Raw genomic sequence first — 15,748 nt, 5'->3', positions numbered from 1 at the left:
GCAGCCGGCGCGCCACCGGGGTGGGCGCGTCGGGGCCCTCCCTCAGCCGGTCCAGCACCTCGCGGGCCGTGCCCTCGAAGTCCGGGTCCCCGTCCTCGTGTTCACCGGATCGCATGAACGCCCCTCCCGCCGCCTCGTCACGAGTATGGCGGCCCAACGCCTTCGCCGGACCCCTGTGCGTCGGGTCCGGCGAAGGTTCTGGTGAGGGTTGGGGCCGGGGCGTCAGCCGGTGAGTGCCCCCTCCGAGCGGAGTTCGGGCCGGCGGGCGGGCGGAGCCGTGCGGTGCGCGGGGTCGCGTACCTCTCCGACCAGGGTTTCCAGTACGTCCTCCATGGCGACCAGGCCGAGCACCCGTCCGGCCGGGTCGGCGACCTGGGCGAGGTGGGTGGCGTCCCGGCGCATGACGCTGAGGGCGTCGTCGAGCGGGAGGGTGGAGCAGACGGTGGTCATCCGCCGCCAGACCCGCTGGGGCACGGCCCGTTCCCGCTCCTCGAGGTCCAGTACGTCCTTGACGTGCAGGTAGCCCATGAAGGCGCCGCTCTCGGCGCGGACGGGGAACCGCGAGTACCCGGTGCGGACCGTCAGCTGCTCGATCTGGCGGGGGGTGACGGCCGGGCCGACCGTGACGAGCCGGTCCGGGGCGAGGAGGACGTCGGTGACGGGGCGGCTGCCCAGTTCCAGCGCGTCCTCCAGGCGCTCCTGTTCGACCGGCTCCAGGAGCCCGGCCTGCCGGGAGTCCTTGAGCAGGCGGCCGAGCTGGGCGGAGGTGTAGACGGCCTCGACCTCGTCCTTGGGCTCGACCTTGAAGAGCCGCAGGACCATCGTGGCGCAGGCACCCAGCGCCGTGGTGACCGGCCCGCAGACGCGGGCGAAGGCGACCAGGCCGGGGCTGAACCACAGGGCGGTCTTCTCGGGCGCGGCCATGGCGAGGTTCTTGGGGACCATCTCGCCGATGACCAGGTGCAGGAAGACCACGGCGGCGAGCGCGAGCGCGTAGCCGAGGGGGTGGATCAGGCCTTCGGGCACGTGGGCGGCGTGGAAGACGGGCTCCAGCAGCCGGGCCACGGTGGGTTCGGCGACCGCGCCGAGGGTGAGCGAGCACATGGTGATGCCGAACTGCGCGGCGGCCATCATGCGCGGCAGGTTCTCCAGGCCGTGGAGCACCTGGCGGGCCCGCTTGGAATCTGCGGCCAGCGGCTCGATCTGGCTGCGGCGGACGGAGACGAGTGCGAACTCGGCGCCGACGAAGAAGCCGTTGGCCAGGACGAGGAGCAGGGCGAAGAGCAGTTGGAGCGCGTTCACCTGCGGCCACCCACCGCTTCCAGCTCGGCGGGGGCGGGTACCGAGGACAGCACGCCCGAGGACAGCGCGCCGGTCCCGAGCGGCGCGGTGCGCACGAGGCGGACCCGTTCGGCTCGGTAGCGGCCGACCTGGCGGACGGAGAGCTTCCAGCCGGGGAGTTCGGCGCGGTCCCCGGGGGCGGGGATGCGGCCGAGCAGGTCGGCGACGAGGCCGGCGACGGTCTCGTACGGGCCTTCGGGGACCTCCAGGCCTATCCGGCGCAGGGTCTGCACGCGGCAGCTGCCGTCGGCCTCCCAGGAGGGGCGGCCGTCCTCGGCGGGTACGGCGGCCAGTTCGGGGCTCTGGTCCTCCGCGAGGTCGTGCTCGTCGCGGACCTCGCCGACGAGCTCTTCCACGATGTCCTCCAGGGTGACGACGCCGGCGGTGCCGCCGTACTCGTCGACGACCACGGCCATGGGCTGTTCGCTGCGCAGCCGTTCCAGCAGCGGCTGCACCGGCAGGGAGCCGGGGACCAGCAGCGGGGCGACGCAGATCCGGCTGACGCTGGTGCGGGCGCGCTCGGACTCGGGCACGGCGAGGGCGTCCTTGAGGTGGACGACCCCGGTGATCTCGTCGATGCGCTCGCGGTAGACCGGGAAGCGGGACAGCCCGGTGGCGCGCGTCAGGTTGAGCACGTCGGCCGCGGTGGCCGTGTGCTGGAGCGCGCTGACCTTGACCCGGGGGGTCATGACCAGCTGCGCGGTGAGCTCGCCCAGCGAGAGGGTGCGTACGAAGAGGTCGGCCGTGTCCTGTTCGAGGGCGCCGGCCTGGGCCGAATGACGGACCAGGGAGACCAGTTCGCCGGGGGTGCGGGCGGAGGCCATCTCCTCGGTGGGCTCCACGCCGAGCGCCCGGACGAGCCGGTTGGCGACGGCGTTGAGGCCTGCGATCACCGGCCGGAAGGCGCGGGAGAAGGTCTGCTGCGGGCCGGCGACGAAGCGGGCCACCTGGAGCGGCCGGGAGACCGCCCAGTTCTTCGGGACGAGCTCGCCGACGACCATCTGGACGGCGGAGGCGAGCAGCATGCCGATGACGACGGCCACGCCGGGGACGGCGCCCTTGGGGAGGCCGGTCGCTTCGAGCGGCCCGGCCAGCAGGGCGGCGAGGGCGGGCTCGGCGAGCATGCCGACCACGAGGGAGGTGATGGTGATGCCGAGCTGGGTGCCGGAGAGCTGGAAGGACAGCTCCCTCAGGGCTTCGACGACCGTGCGGGCACGGCGGTCACCTTCGGCGGCGGCGCGTTCGGCCTCGGGTCTCTCCACCGTGACGAGGCCGAATTCGGCAGCCACGAAGAAACCGTTGGCGAGGATCAGGGCGAATGCCGCCGTGAGCAGGAGTAGCGGGATGGTCATGCCGCCGCCTCCAAGGGGAGGGCGGCGCGGGTACTACCGGACGATCCGTCCATTGCTGGAGGGAGTCACTCCTCAAGTCGCAGGTGCCCACGGGCCGCGGGGTCCGGGGCCGGTGGGAGGGCGCAGGGTCGCGCCCCCACACCAGGGTAGTCACTGAGATCGCCGCCGCAATGGGACGCAGCGACGAGGTCGGCCGGGCTCAGTCGTTCTTTGAGCCGGTGCCGTGCGCTTCGGCGAGTGCGCGCAGGGCGCGGGCGTCGGCGATCGCCTGTGCCTTGGCCACGCCCGGCTGGATGCCGAGGGCGGGCAGGCTGGTGCCGTCGTTCAGGTCGAGGAACACCCAGGCGTCGCCGGGGCGGAGGTTGACGCGCAGGATCTGCGCCCACTCCAGGCGGCGGGTGTTGGTGAGGTTGACGACGGTGACCCCGTCCCGGTCCGCGACCACCTTGGGGCGGCTGAGCAGGACGAGGACGGAGGACAGCAGGGCCGCGGTGAAGACGAAGGCGATCCGCTCACCGGGGTGCAGCGTGTCGAGGATCAGGGCGATCCCCGTGATGGTGACGAACATGGCGGCGCCGACGCCCAGCAGGACGGCCCGGGTGCGGGTCGGCCGGAAGGTGACCGGCAGGGCGGGCGGTGCGGGCTGGGCGGTGGCGTCGGCCATGTTCGTCAGGTGCCTTCGGGTGGTGCCGCGGTGGCGGCGGGGGTGGATCGGGGTACCGGCTGGATCCGGACGCCGGCGGGGTGTGCCGGCGTACGGGTCAGAGGCGGCAGGCGTGGATCGAGGTGGTGAGGATCGCGCGCGCGCCGAGCTCGTACAGGTCGTCCATGATCCGCTGGGCCTCCTTGGCGGGGACCATCGCGCGGACGGCGACCCAGCCCTCGTTGTGCAGCGGGGAGACGGTCGGCGACTCCAGGCCCGGGGTGAGGGCGACCGCGCGCTCCAGGTGCTCGGCGCGGCAGTCGTAGTCCATCATCACGTAGCTGCGGGCGACCAGGACGCCCTGGAGGCGGCGCAGGAACTGCTGGGCCTGCGGGTCCTCGGGGTCGGTGCCGTTGCCGCGGATGACGACGGCCTCGGAGGTCAGGATCGGCTCGCCGATGACCTCCAGGCCGGCGTTGCGCAGGCTGGTGCCGGTCTCGACGACGTCCGCGATGATCTGGGCGACGCCGAGCTGGATGGCGGTCTCGACCGCGCCGTCCAGGTGGACGACGGAGGCCTCGATGCCCTTCTCGGCGAGGTGCTTGGCGACGATTCCCTCGTACGAGGTCGCGATGGTCATCCCGTGGAAGTCCTCGGGGCCCTTCGCGGTGCCGGGGATGGTCGCGTAGCGGAAGGTGGAGCGGCCGAAGTTCAGCGGCAGGATCTCCTCGGCGCTGGCGCCGGAGTCGAGCAGCAGGTCGCGGCCGGTGATGCCGATGTCGAGCTTGCCGGAGGACACGTAGATCGCGATGTCCTTGGGGCGCAGGTAGAAGAACTCCACGCCGTTCTCGGGGTCGACGACCACGAGCTCCTTGGACTCCTTGCGCATCCGGTAGCCGGCCTCATGGAGCATCGCCGACGCCGGTCCGGAGAGAGAACCCTTGTTGGGGACGGCGATGCGCAGCATGGGGCTTCCTTTGGTGCGTAGGTGCGAAAGGGTGTGCTGGTACGGGCGCGCGGACGCCCCGGCACCGTGCGCCGGGGCCCGCGCGGAACTGCTGCGGCCTGGGGAACCGCCGCGGCCTAGAGGTGCGCGTAGACGTCGTCGAGGGAGATCCCGCGCGCCACCATCATCACCTGGACGTGGTAGAGCAGCTGGGAGATCTCCTCGGCGGCGGCTTCCTTGCTCTCGTACTCGGCGGCCATCCAGACCTCGGCGGCCTCCTCGACGACCTTCTTGCCGATGGCATGGACGCCCTTGCCCACGAGTTCGGCGGTGCGGGAGGTGCTCGGGTCGCCGTTGGCGGCCTTGAGCTGAAGCTCGGTGAAGAGCTCTTCGAAGCTCTTGGTGGGTGTGTTCGCCATGATGTCCCCAGGGTACGGGCTCACCCCGGTACCCCGGCGCCCGGGTTCACTCCTTGGACGGGCTACTGGCGCCAGGGCTCGCTGACGGTGCGCAGCGTCATGGCGGTGGAGACGGCGGCGGTGACCGCCTCGTGCCCCTTGTCCTCGTTCGACCCCTCGAGCCCGGCACGGTCCAGCGCCTGCTCGTCGTTGTCGCAGGTCAGTACGCCGAAGCCGACGGGGACTCCGGTGTCGATCGACACCTGGACCAGGCCCTGGGTGACGCCCTGGCAGACGTAGTCGAAGTGCGGGGTGCCGCCGCGGATGACCACGCCGAGGGCGACGATGGCGTCGTAACCGCGACCGGCCAGCACCTTCGCCACGACCGGGAGCTCGAAGCTGCCCGGGACGCGCAGCAGGGTGGGCTCGTCGATGCCCAGCTCGTGCAGGGCCCGCAGGGCGCCGTCCACCAGGCCGTCCATGACCTTCTCGTGCCACTGGGCAGCGATCACGGCGACTCGCAGGTCTCCGCAGTTCTTCACGCTCAGTTCGGGTGCGCCCTTGCCGCTCACAGCTCTGCTCCTCGGTGTTCTCGGTGTACTCGGTGTACTCGGTGTGACGATCGGTGGTGGTGAAGTGGTGACTGGTTACTGGTTGCCGCAGGCGGACGTGGTGATGACCTCGTCCAGCCAGGGCAGGTCGTGCCCCATCCGGTCCCGCTTGGTGCGCAGGTAGCGCAGGTTGTGCTCGCCCGCCTCCATGGGCATCGGCTCCCGGTCGGAAACCTTGATGCCGTGGCTGACGAGCGCCGCCGCCTTGTCGGGGTTGTTGGTCAGCAGCCGGACGCTGCGGACGCCGAGGTCGGCGAGCATCTGCGCGCCGGCCCCGTAGTCGCGGGCGTCGGCGGGCAGGCCCAGTTCCAGGTTGGCGTCGAGGGTGTCGCGGCCGCGCTCCTGGAGCTCGTACGCGCGCAGCTTGGACAGCAGTCCGATGCCGCGGCCCTCGTGGCCGCGCAGGTAGACGATCACGCCGCGGCCCTCGGACTGGACGCGCTCCATGGCGGCGTGCAGCTGGGGGCCGCAGTCGCAGCGCTGCGACTGGAAGATGTCGCCGGTCAGGCACTCGGAGTGCATCCGGACCAGGACGTCCTCGCCTTCGCCGATCTCGCCGTGGACGAGGGCGACGTGCTCGACGCCGTCGACGGTGGAGCGGTAGCCGTACGCCGTGAAGTGGCCGAACGAGGTCGGCAGGCTGACCTGGGCCTCGCGGCGCACGGTGGGCTCGGCGGAGCGGCGGTAGGCGATCAGGTCCTCGATGGAGATGATCGTCAGGCCGTGCTTGCGGGCGAAGGGGATCAGCTCGGGCAGGCGCAGCATGACGCCGTCCTCGCCGGCGATCTCCACGATGGCGCCGGCCGGGCGCAGGCCCGCGAGGCGGGCGAGGTCGACGGCGGCCTCGGTGTGGCCGTTGCGGACCAGGACGCCGCCGGGCTTGGCGCGCAGCGGGAAGACGTGGCCGGGGCGGACGAAGTCGCCGGGGCCGCTGACGCCGTCGGCCAGCAGCCGCAGGGTGGTGGCGCGGTCGGCGGCCGAGATGCCGGTGGTGACGCCGTGGGCGCCGCTCGCATCGACGGAGACGGTGAAGGCGGTCTGCATCGACTCGGTGTTGTGCTGGACCATCTGCGGGAGTTCGAGCCGGTCCAGCTCGTCGCCCTCCATCGGGGCGCAGATCAGGCCGCGGCACTCGCTCATCATGAACGCGATGATCTCGGGGGTGGCCTTCTCGGCCGCGATGACGAGGTCGCCCTCGTTCTCGCGGTCCTCGTCGTCCACGACGACCACCGGACGGCCGGCCGCGATGTCGCGGATGGCCTGCTCGACGGGGTCGAGCCGGAACGTCTCTTCGAGCTCGACGTCGGGCACGGGCTTCAGGACGGGGTTCAGGGAGGTCATGCCGTTGCTCCTTCCAGAGCCGGGGCGGTGGTGGTCGTGCGCGAGCGCTGGTACCAGTCGTAGGCACCCCAGAGGACGAGGGCGAAGTACACGACGTAGACGAGGCCGGAGAAGGCCAGTCCGCTGTTGAAGGCGAGGGGGACGCCGACCAGGTCGACGAGGAGCCAGGCGAACCAGAACTCGACGAGGCCCCGGGCCTGGGCCACCATCGCGACGATGGTGCCGACGAAGATGTAGGCGTCGGCCCACGGGCTCCACGAAAGGCTCGGGTAGAGGGTGAACAGGCCCCCGACGGCCAGGGTCCCGGCGGCCGCGCCGGCCAGCAGGATGCCGCGCTCCTTCCAGGTGGCGGTGCGTACGGCGATGGAGCCGTCCTGGGCCTTCTGCTTGCCGAGCTGCCAGGCGCGCCAGCCCCACACGGCCACGCCGATGACGAGGAGCTGCTTGCCGACGCCGCCGGCGAGGTGGGCGGAGGCGTAGGCGCCGACGAGGATCAGGCCGGACAGGAGCTGGGCGGGCCAGGTCCATATGGAGCGGCGCCAGCCGAGGGCGAGGGCCCCCAGGCCCATCAGGTTGCCGATCATGTCGGACCAGATGACCTTCTGGCCGAAGACCTCGAAGGCCTCGGTGTTGAGCCAGGTCAGAGCGCTCACCGGTCCGTCTCCTGTGCGTGCAGCGGGTCGACGCCGGCGGCGAGCAGGCGCTCGACGTACTTGGCGAGGACGTCGACCTCGAGGTTGACCGGGTCGCCCGGCTTCTTGATGCCCAGCGTGGTCAGCGCGAGGGTGGTGGGGATGAGGCTGATGGTGAACCAGTCGGCGGCGGCCTCGACCACCGTGAGGCTGACGCCGTCGACGGTGATCGAGCCCTTCTCCACGACGTAGCGGGAGAGGTTCGCCGGAAGCGCGACCTTGACCAGCTCCCAGTGCTCCGAGGGGGTGCGGGAGAGGATCTCGCCGGTGCCGTCCACGTGGCCCTGGACCAGGTGGCCGCCGAGCCGGCCGCCCAGCGCCATCGGGCGCTCCAGGTTGACCCGGGAGCCCTTGGTCAGGGCGCCGAGGCTGGAGCGGTTGAGGGTCTCCTGCATGACGTCGGCGGTGAACTCGCCTTCGGCGGTCTCCACGACGGTCAGGCAGACGCCGTTGACGGCGATGGAGTCGCCGTGCTTGGCGCCCTCGGTGACGAGGGGGCCGCGCAGGCGGAAGCGGGAGGCCTCGGGGAGTTCCTCGACGGCGGTGACTTCGCCCAGTTCTTCGACGATTCCGGTGAACACTCAGTGCTCCTTGATGGCGGTGTGGGAGGTCAGGTGGGTGGGGACGGGGCGCACCGCGGGTACGGCGGTGACGCGGATGTCCGTGCCGATGCGGACGGTCTCGGTGATCTCGAGCCGGAGCGCTTCGGCGAGGGTGGAGATGCCGGCGTCGGCCAGCGCGTTCGGGCCGGCGCCGAGGAGGACCGGTGCGAGGTAGCCGACGACCTTGTCGACCGCTCCGGCGGCGACGAAGGCGCCGGCCAGGGTCGGGCCGCCTTCGAGGAGCACGGAGCGGACCCCGCGGCGGTGGAGTTCGGAGAGCAGTGCGTCGACCGAGATCCCGTACTTGTCGTGGGGCAGGCGGGCCAGCTCCACTCCGGCGAGGTGCCGGGTGTCGGCGTCCTCGGCGACGGCGACCAGCGTGGGGGCCGCGTCGTCGAGGACCCGGGCGGTCGGGCGGATGGTGGCGTGGGTGTCGAGGACCACGCGCAGCGGCTGGTCGGCGGCGGTGAAGCCGTCCCGGCCGCGCACGGCGAGGTGCGGGTCGTCGGCGCGCAGGGTGCCCGAGCCGACGACGACGGCGTCGGCCTCGGCGCGCAGCCGGTGGACGTCGGCGCGGGACTCGGAGCAGCTGATCCAGCGGCTGGTGCCGTCCGCGGCGGCGACGCGGCCGTCGAGGGTCGCGGCGTACTTCCACAGGATGTACGGGCGTCCGAGCCGTACGGAGGTCAGCCAGGCGGCGTTGACCTCCTCGGCCTCGGCGGCGAGCAGCCCGGACCCGACGGCGATCCCGGCGGCGCGCAGGGTGTCGGCGCCGCCTTCGGCCTGCGGGTTCGGGTCGGCGACGGCGTAGACGACGCGGGCGACGCCGGCCTCGACGAGCGCCTGCGCGCAGGGGCCCGTACGGCCGGTGTGGTTGCAGGGTTCGAGGGTGACGTAGGCGGTGCCTCCGCGGGCGGCGGTGCCCGCCTCCCGCAGGGCGTGGACCTCGGCGTGCGGGCCGCCGGCCCGCTCGTGCCAGCCCTCGCCGACGACGGTGCCCGAGGCATCGGTGATCACGCAGCCGACGACGGGGTTGGGGCGGGTGGAGCCGATTCCGCGGGCGGCGAGCTCGATGGCACGGGCCATGGCAGATGCGTCGCGGGCAGCCGTGTCGGCCGCCTGGGCGGGCTTGCCGCTGTCTTGCGCGTCGGCGTGTGTCGCCACCGGGTCCTCCTGCCTCATCGGGCACGGACTCCGGGGCCTGTCGGGATACGACAGATGAAGCGGGTAGCACACGCGGGGACGCCGGGGCCGGAAAACCGGTCCGCTCGAACGCACATCCCGAGGGGTGTGCCGAATGGACCGCCGACGGCGGCGTACCGGTGACTGGCCCGCCGCGCACTGCCTCCCATCCGGACTTTAACCGTCGGTCCAGGAATTTCACCTGGTCAACCGGCCGCTGGCTGCGGACGGGTCGCGGACTATACCGCCGGTTCGGAATTACACCGACCCCGGAGTGCGCTGCTACTGGTACTGAAGCCAGTGTGCCACGGGTGATCGGCGGCCATGCGGGTGAGTCAATGTGGCCTGGGTCACACATTCGGTCACTCTCCGGCGTTTTCGTTGCGCCGTTCGGCCGCTTCCGGCCCCCTCTCCGTCGGGTCGCGCTCGCGTGTCGGCCCGGTCCCGCCCGCGTCCTGCCCGCGTCCCGCCCGGATCCTGCCCGAATCCGGATCGATTCGGCGTCGCCCCCAACCGTTCCCGCCCCCACTTTGGTCCAGACCTATTGACGGGGTGGTCTAGTCCTCTTAACGTTCCCTTCATCTTCCCCGGGAGACAGCCCGTCAGATGTGCGCACGTCACGGGCCAACACGCACCACTTCCTTGCCTGTTGTGTCCTGCCATCCTCCCCTCCCCAGGAGGCACAATGCTGTCCCCCTCACGGATGAGGGCCATGCTCCTGACGTCCGGCGTCACCATCGCCGGTCTGCTCGTAGCGGGCCTCTCGACCGGCGTCTCGCACGCCGCCGACAACGAGTCCTGTCGCCCCGACGGTCTGTACAAGACCCCGGGCGTGGACGTGCCCTACTGCTCGGTCTACGACGCCGAGGGCCGCGAGAAGATGGGCGCCGACCACCAGCGGCGGGTCATCGGCTACTTCACCGGCTGGCGCACGGGCAAGGACGGCACCCCCGCCTACCTGCCCAACAACATCCCGTGGTCCAAGGTCACCCACCTGAACTACGCCTTCGCCCACGTGGGCAGTGACAACAAGATCTCCGTCGGGGCCGACGGTGCGAACAACTCCGCCACCGGGATGACCTGGCCGGGCGTCGCGGGCGCCGAGATGGACCCCGCCCTCCCGTACAAGGGCAATTTCAACCTCCTGAACAAATTCAAGAAGCAGTACCCGAACGTCAAGACGCTGATCTCGGTCGGCGGCTGGGCGGAGACCGGCGGCTACTTCGGCGACGACGGCAACCGCGTGGCCTCCGGCGGCTTCTACTCGATGGCCACCAACGCCGACGGCTCGGTCAACCAGGCCGGCATCGACACCTTCGCGGACTCCTCGGTCGAGTTCGTCCGCAAGTACGGGTTCAACGGCGTCGACATCGACTACGAGTACCCGACCACCATGAAGGACGCGGGCAACCCGCTGGACTGGCAGCTGGCCAACGCCCGCCGGGCCGGTCTCGTCAAGGGCTACGACGCCCTGATGAAGACCCTGCGCGAGAAGCTGGACCGGGCCGGCGCCGCCGACGGCAAGCACTACCTGGTGACCGTCGCCGCCCCCTCCTCCGGCTACCTGCTGCGCGGCATGGAGACCTTCCAGATGCAGAAGTATCTGGACTACGTCAACATCATGTCCTACGACCTGCACGGCGCCTGGAACGAGTACGTCGGCCCCAACGCCTCTCTCTTCGACGACGGCAAGGACGCCGAGCTCGCCGCCGCGAACGTGTACGGCAGCTCCCAGTACGGGAACATCGGCTACCTCAACACCGACTGGGCCTACCACTACTTCCGCGGCTCCATGCCGGCCGGCCGCATCAACATCGGCCTGCCCTACTACACCCGCGGCCACAAGAACGTGCAGGGCGGCACCGACGGCCTGTGGGGCAAGGCCTCCGCGGCCACCTGCCCGGCCGGCGCGGGCCTGACCAAGTGCGGTGACGGCGCGGTCGGCATCGACAACCTGTGGCACGACAAGGACACCAACGGCGTCGAGGCGCCCGCCGGTTCCAACCCGATGTGGCACGCCAAGAACCTCGAGAAGGGGATCGTCGGCGACTACGTCACCAAGTACGGCTTCCCGGCGAACACCACACTGACCGGCACCTACGCCCGCAAGTACGACTCGACCCTGGTCGCGCCGTGGCTGTGGAACGCGCAGAAGAAGGTCTTCCTCTCCACGGAGGACGAGCAGTCGGTGGCGGCCAAGGCCGACTACGTGGTCGACCGCGGCATCGGCGGCACCATGGTCTGGGAGATGGCCGGCGACTACGGCTGGAACGCCGCGAAGGGCCAGTACGAGATGGGCGACACGCTCACCTCCCTGATGTACGACAAGTTCAAGGCGGCCTCCCCGTACGGCGCGAAGAAGTCCAACACCGCGCTGCCGACGCAGGCCGTGGACATCAAGACGGAGTTCACCGAGTTCAAGCTGGGCGACTCCAACTACCCGATCACCCCGAAGCTCAAGATCACCAACAACACCACGGCGACCCTGCCGGGTGGCACCGAGTTCCAGTTCGACTACTCGACCTCGTCCCCGGCCAACGCCTCCGACCAGTCGGGCTTCGGCACCAAGGTGATCAAGAGCGACCACACCGGCAGCAACGTCGGCGGTCTGAAGGGCGACTTCCACCGGGTCTCGCTCAAGCTCCCGGCCTGGCAGACGCTGGCCCCGGGCGCCTCGGTGGACCTGGCCTTCAACTACTACCTGCCGGTCTCCACGCCCTCCAACTGGACGGTGAACATCTCCGGCACCACGTACGCGCTCGCCGGTGACCTGGCACGCGGCGTCACCGTGGGCCAGCCGGGCGGCACCACCCCGCCGACCACGCCGCCCACCACTCCCCCGACGACGCCTCCGACCACGCCGCCGACGACTCCCCCGACCACTCCTCCGGGCGGCACCTGCACCAACCCGGCGTACGTGGCGGGCACGATCTACAACAGCGGCAACGTCGTCTCCCACAAGGGCCGCAACTGGAAGGCCCAGTGGTGGACGCAGAACGAAGAGCCCGGCACCACCGGCGAGTGGGGCGTCTGGAAGGACCAGGGCGCCTGCTGACACCCCCCGGGGATGCCGCGTAGGTGAAGGACCCCCGCAGGGGGAGAGCGCGAGGACCCGGTGGCCCGGCGGCCACCGGGTCCTCGCACGTGCGGGTACGGGCGCTCCGTAGGCTTGGCCCGTGATGGAACACCCCGTCCCCGTAGCGGACTTCGAGGAACACCGGCCGCGGATGTTCGGCATCGCCTACCGCATGCTCGGCTCCGCCTCGGAGGCCGAGGACGCCGTCCAGGACGCCTACCTGCGCTGGAGCTCCGCCGCCGGCCGCGAAGGCATCGAGCACCTCGGCGCCTGGCTCGCCAAGGTCGTCACCCGCCTGTGCATCAACCGGCTCACCTCGGCACGGGCCCGGCGCGAGGAGTACCCGGGCCCCTGGCTGCCGGAGCCGGTGCTCACCGGGGACGGGGCGCTGGGTCCGCTGGAGTCGGCCGAGCAGCGCGACGGCGTGTCGATGGCCCTGCTGGTCCTGCTGGAGCGGCTCACGCCGGTGGAGCGCGCGGTGTACGTGCTGCGCGAGGCCTTCGGCTACGGCCACCGCGAGATCGCCGGGCTCCTGGACCTCTCCGAGGCCAACTGCCGCCAGCTCTACCGGCGGGCGGCCGGGCGGGTGGCGGCCCCCGAGCGGCGGTTCGCGCCGGACCCGGCCCAGTGGCGGGGCCTGGTGGAGACCTTCCTCGCGGCCGCGCGCGGCGGTGACCTGGCCCGGCTGGAGGGCCTGCTCGCGGCCGACGCGCGCTACGTGGGCGACGGCGGCGGCATCGTCACCTCCGCCCGGCGGCCGGTCCTGGGCCGGGAGGCCGTGGCCCGCTTCCTGCGCGGTGCGCTGCGCAAGTTCGGGGCGGACCAGCCGCTCTCCTTCGCCGAGGTCAACGGGGAGCAGGCGCTGCTCATCGGCGAGGGGGCGGTGCTGCTCGCGGAATTCGAGAACGGGCTGGTCAGTGCCCTGCGCGTGGTGGTCAACCCGGAGAAGCTGGAGTTCCTGCGGCGCCAGCTGTCACATTCCCGGGGGCTGTCCGGTCCCAGCTGGTGAACCCACTCTCCAGCGAAGGACGGACACCATGAGCAGCGAGCACCCCATCCTCGTCACCGGCGGCACCGGCAATCTGGGCGCGTTGGTCGTACGAAGGCTGCGGGACGCGGGCCACGAGGTCCGGGTCCTGAGCCGGAGCTCGGCGGAGTACCCCGTCGACCTGCGGGTCGGCAGCGGGCTGGACGCCGCGATGGCGGGCGCCCGGGTGGTCGTGCACTGCGCGAGCAGCCCGCGCGGCGGTGACGACGTGGCCGCCCGGCACCTCGTCGAGGCGGCCCGGCGGGCCGCAACGGTCACGAACCTCGTCTACATCTCGATCGTCGGGGTGGACGTGGTGCCCCTCACCTATTACAAGGCGAAGCTGAAGGTGGAGCGCCTGCTGGAGGAGTCGGGGCTCGGGGTGACGATCCTGCGCACGACGCAGTTCCACGACCTGGTGGCGCAGGTGATGGGGACGGCCTCGAAGCTCCCGGTGGTGCCGCTGCCGAGCGGGGTGCGGGTGCAGCCGATCGCGGTCGAGGAGGTCGCGGCGCGGATGGCGGAGCTGGCGGTTCCGGAGCCGGCCGGGCGGGTCCCGGACATGGGCGGACCCGAGGTCCTCACCCTGGCGGAGCTGGGCCGCGCGTACCTGGCGGCGACCGGCCGCCGGCGCCGGATCGTTCCCCTGCCGCTCGCCGGGAAGGCGTACGCGGGATTCAAGCGCGGCGGGAACCTGGCGCCCGAGCACGCGGTCGGCGAGGTGACCTTCGACCGGTTCCTCGCGCGGCGGGAGCCGGGGGCGAGCTGAGGGCCTGGGCGGCCGGCGGCCACCGGTCGGCGGCGGCTGCCGGATGCCCGCCGTCGGCCTTCGGCCGGGGCGGGCACGGGGCGGGCACGAGGCGGGCACGAGGCGGGCGGACGCGCGCCGGGAGTCAGCCGCGCGGCAGGCGGTCCAGGGCGGCGGCGAAGGCGGAGTCGCGGCGCCCCTCGAACTCCTCCTCGGTGAAGACCGGGGTGGTGTGGTCGACCGGGATGCCCGGGCCGTCGAAGGTCTTCCCGGTGCGGGTCAGGAACTGCTCGTTGGGAAGCCCGAGTTGCCAGCCGTTGGGCAGGGTGCGGCCCAGTACGTCGGAGAAGACCCCCTGGGTGGGCTGCCCGATGCGGACGGTGGGGCCGGGCCGGTCGATGAGGGCCTGGGTGAAGGTCTCGCCCGCGCTCACGGTGGAGCCGCCGGTCAGCACGGCGATCGGGCCGGGGTACCGGGGAGCCCGCGCGGGCCGGACGTACAGGGGCTGCGGCCGGGTGAACCGGGTCGCGTCGGCGGGGTCGTTGCGCACGCGCTTGGCGTAGGCGAAGTACGGGCGGTCCGTGAGCCGGGCGGCCAGGCGCAGGCCGAGCTCGTCGTAGCCGCCGCCGTTGATCCGCAGGTCGACGACAAGGCCGCGCAGGCGGGCGGTGCGCTCGGCGGTGAACACGGAGTCCAGGGCGCGGTCCAGTTCGGCGCTCTCGGCGGCGAAGTCCCCGCTCTCCGTGTAGCCGCTGAAGCCGGAGAGCCTCAAGTAGCCGCGCCCGTCGGGGAGATCGGCGTAGGAGATGCGGCCCTGGGCGAACTCCCGCGGCGCCCGTCCACCGAGGTCGACGTCCTGGACGTGCGCCCTGACGCGGGTGTCGAGCGCGCGGCCGGGGATGACGGTTCCCGGCCGGCCCTCGCCGAAGAACCGTTCGCCGGCGCGGAGGCTGACGTGGGCGTCGTGGAGGGGGGCGAGCATCTCCGCGAAGACGGCGAAGAGTTCGTCGTCGGTGGTGCCGGCGTGCACGCGGGGGCGGTGGCTCTCGCGCACGGCGTTCCAGTCGACGCCCTTGGCGGCGAAGAAGGGGTAGTTCTCCGCGAAGCTCTGCCAGAAGACGTCGAAGGTGGCGACCGGGTCCGCGTCCGGCTCCGGTGCCGGGGCCTCGCGGCACGCCTCGGGCAGGACGGCGAGACGGCGGGTCGCGCGGTCGCCGGCCGAGCCGTCGATGTGGACGGAACCGGGGCGCACGGTGAGCACCTCGCCGTCCTCGGTGGCGTAGCGGAAGGCCGCGCTGCCGGGGGCGCCGCCCGGCAGGCGCAGGGCGCTCCCGCCCGGCAGGCAGCCGATCCCGGTGACCTGGTACTCCTGGAGCCGGCCGGACTCCACGCGCAGCACGGTGCCGTAGCCGTCGAGCCGCCAGATGCCGACGGGCCCGCCGGACGCGCGCCCGGCGGCACCGTCGGCGGCCGCGGCGGGTCCGGCGGCGGCGGCCGCGAGCGCGAGGAGCAGGGCGGTGGCCGCCGTGCGTGGGTAGGTGCGTGTACCGCTCATGGTGCTGTCCCCGTTCACCGAAGTCACTTGCCGCTGACCAGGATCCGGGGCGGCGCGGGGGCGGGGACATCCGGCGGTCCACCCGAAGCGGGGTGGGGGTAGCCCGAGGGCGGGCCGACGACGCGGCCGGGTGCGGTGCCGGGCGCCGCGGGCCCGGCAGGATCCGAAAGGGACGGCCTAGCCGAACAGCACCGCCAGGGCCGCCTCCCGGGCGGCGAGGCGGGCGCCCGGGAG

At 72.2% G+C, this 15,748-nt stretch carries 14 protein-coding genes and 1 riboswitch; of the genes, 3 read left to right on the top strand and 11 right to left on the bottom strand.

The window, feature by feature from the left end; genetic code table 11:
* Positions 1-222: 222 nt before the first annotated feature.
* The 10 genes from ACWGDE_RS24995 to ribD all read right to left on the bottom strand — a co-directional run bounded on the left by ACWGDE_RS24995 (position 223) and on the right by ribD (position 9,012).
* Positions 223-1,302, bottom strand: a complete 1,080-nt coding sequence (locus ACWGDE_RS24995; protein ID WP_453391255.1) for a hemolysin family protein — start codon at positions 1,300-1,302, stop codon at positions 223-225.
* Complete coding sequence (locus tag ACWGDE_RS24990) at positions 1,299-2,693, bottom strand: hemolysin family protein (protein WP_453391254.1); 1,395 nt, start codon at positions 2,691-2,693, stop codon at positions 1,299-1,301. The genes ACWGDE_RS24995 and ACWGDE_RS24990 overlap by 4 nt, the downstream gene beginning before the upstream one ends.
* Before the next feature lie 199 nt (positions 2,694-2,892).
* Positions 2,893-3,357 (bottom strand): PH domain-containing protein, encoded by a 465-nt coding sequence (locus ACWGDE_RS24985; protein WP_453391253.1) that lies wholly within the window; start codon positions 3,355-3,357, stop codon positions 2,893-2,895.
* A 97-nt stretch (positions 3,358-3,454) separates the two neighbouring features.
* Positions 3,455-4,303: an ATP phosphoribosyltransferase gene (gene hisG, locus ACWGDE_RS24980; RefSeq protein WP_453391252.1), complete on the bottom strand. Its 849-nt coding sequence runs from the start codon at positions 4,301-4,303 to the stop codon at positions 3,455-3,457.
* A 116-nt stretch (positions 4,304-4,419) separates the two neighbouring features.
* Positions 4,420-4,701 (bottom strand): phosphoribosyl-ATP diphosphatase, encoded by a 282-nt coding sequence (locus ACWGDE_RS24975; protein ID WP_453391251.1) that lies wholly within the window; start codon positions 4,699-4,701, stop codon positions 4,420-4,422.
* A gap of 62 nt (positions 4,702-4,763) precedes the next feature.
* Positions 4,764-5,252 carry a 6,7-dimethyl-8-ribityllumazine synthase gene (gene ribH / locus ACWGDE_RS24970; RefSeq protein ID WP_150520523.1) on the bottom strand — a complete coding sequence of 163 codons (489 nt, stop codon included), beginning with the start codon at positions 5,250-5,252 and terminating at the stop codon, positions 4,764-4,766.
* A 75-nt stretch (positions 5,253-5,327) separates the two neighbouring features.
* Positions 5,328-6,632, bottom strand: coding sequence for a bifunctional 3,4-dihydroxy-2-butanone-4-phosphate synthase/GTP cyclohydrolase II (locus ACWGDE_RS24965; protein WP_453391250.1), 1,305 nt, complete (start codon positions 6,630-6,632; stop codon positions 5,328-5,330).
* A complete protein-coding gene (locus ACWGDE_RS24960) occupies positions 6,629-7,285 on the bottom strand; it encodes a nicotinamide mononucleotide transporter family protein (protein ID WP_453391249.1) in 657 nt (218 codons plus the stop codon). Before ACWGDE_RS24960 ends, ACWGDE_RS24965 begins: the two co-directional genes overlap by 4 nt.
* Positions 7,282-7,905, bottom strand: a complete 624-nt coding sequence (locus ACWGDE_RS24955; protein ID WP_453391248.1) for a riboflavin synthase — start codon at positions 7,903-7,905, stop codon at positions 7,282-7,284. The genes ACWGDE_RS24960 and ACWGDE_RS24955 overlap by 4 nt, the downstream gene beginning before the upstream one ends.
* Positions 7,906-9,012 (bottom strand): bifunctional diaminohydroxyphosphoribosylaminopyrimidine deaminase/5-amino-6-(5-phosphoribosylamino)uracil reductase RibD, encoded by a 1,107-nt coding sequence (gene ribD, locus ACWGDE_RS24950; protein ID WP_453391257.1) that lies wholly within the window; start codon positions 9,010-9,012, stop codon positions 7,906-7,908. It abuts the gene before it with no gap.
* Positions 9,013-9,260: 248 nt separating this feature from the next.
* Positions 9,261-9,390, bottom strand: a riboswitch (FMN riboswitch).
* Between the two features lie 403 nt (positions 9,391-9,793).
* Between ribD and ACWGDE_RS24945 the strand changes: the two genes are divergently transcribed.
* From ACWGDE_RS24945 to ACWGDE_RS24935, 3 genes are all read left to right on the top strand, one after another.
* Positions 9,794-12,163 carry a chitinase C-terminal domain-containing protein gene (locus ACWGDE_RS24945; RefSeq protein WP_453391247.1) on the top strand — a complete coding sequence of 790 codons (2,370 nt, stop codon included), beginning with the start codon at positions 9,794-9,796 and terminating at the stop codon, positions 12,161-12,163.
* A gap of 124 nt (positions 12,164-12,287) precedes the next feature.
* The gene (gene sigJ, locus ACWGDE_RS24940) at positions 12,288-13,193 is read left to right on the top strand and encodes an RNA polymerase sigma factor SigJ (RefSeq protein ID WP_453391256.1); all 906 of its coding nucleotides are present in this window, start codon (positions 12,288-12,290) and stop codon (positions 13,191-13,193) included.
* Between the two features lie 28 nt (positions 13,194-13,221).
* Positions 13,222-13,980 (top strand): SDR family oxidoreductase, encoded by a 759-nt coding sequence (locus ACWGDE_RS24935; RefSeq protein WP_453391246.1) that lies wholly within the window; start codon positions 13,222-13,224, stop codon positions 13,978-13,980.
* Between the two features lie 124 nt (positions 13,981-14,104).
* Here ACWGDE_RS24935 and ACWGDE_RS24930 read toward each other — a convergent pair whose 3' ends face one another.
* The gene (locus ACWGDE_RS24930; RefSeq protein WP_453391245.1) at positions 14,105-15,514 is read right to left on the bottom strand and encodes a S41 family peptidase; all 1,410 of its coding nucleotides are present in this window, start codon (positions 15,512-15,514) and stop codon (positions 14,105-14,107) included.
* Positions 15,515-15,748: the final 234 nt, after the last annotated feature.

The sequence above is a fragment of the Streptomyces sp. NPDC054956 genome, assembly GCF_053609185.1.
This window is presented reverse-complemented; position numbering and strand designations above follow the sequence as displayed.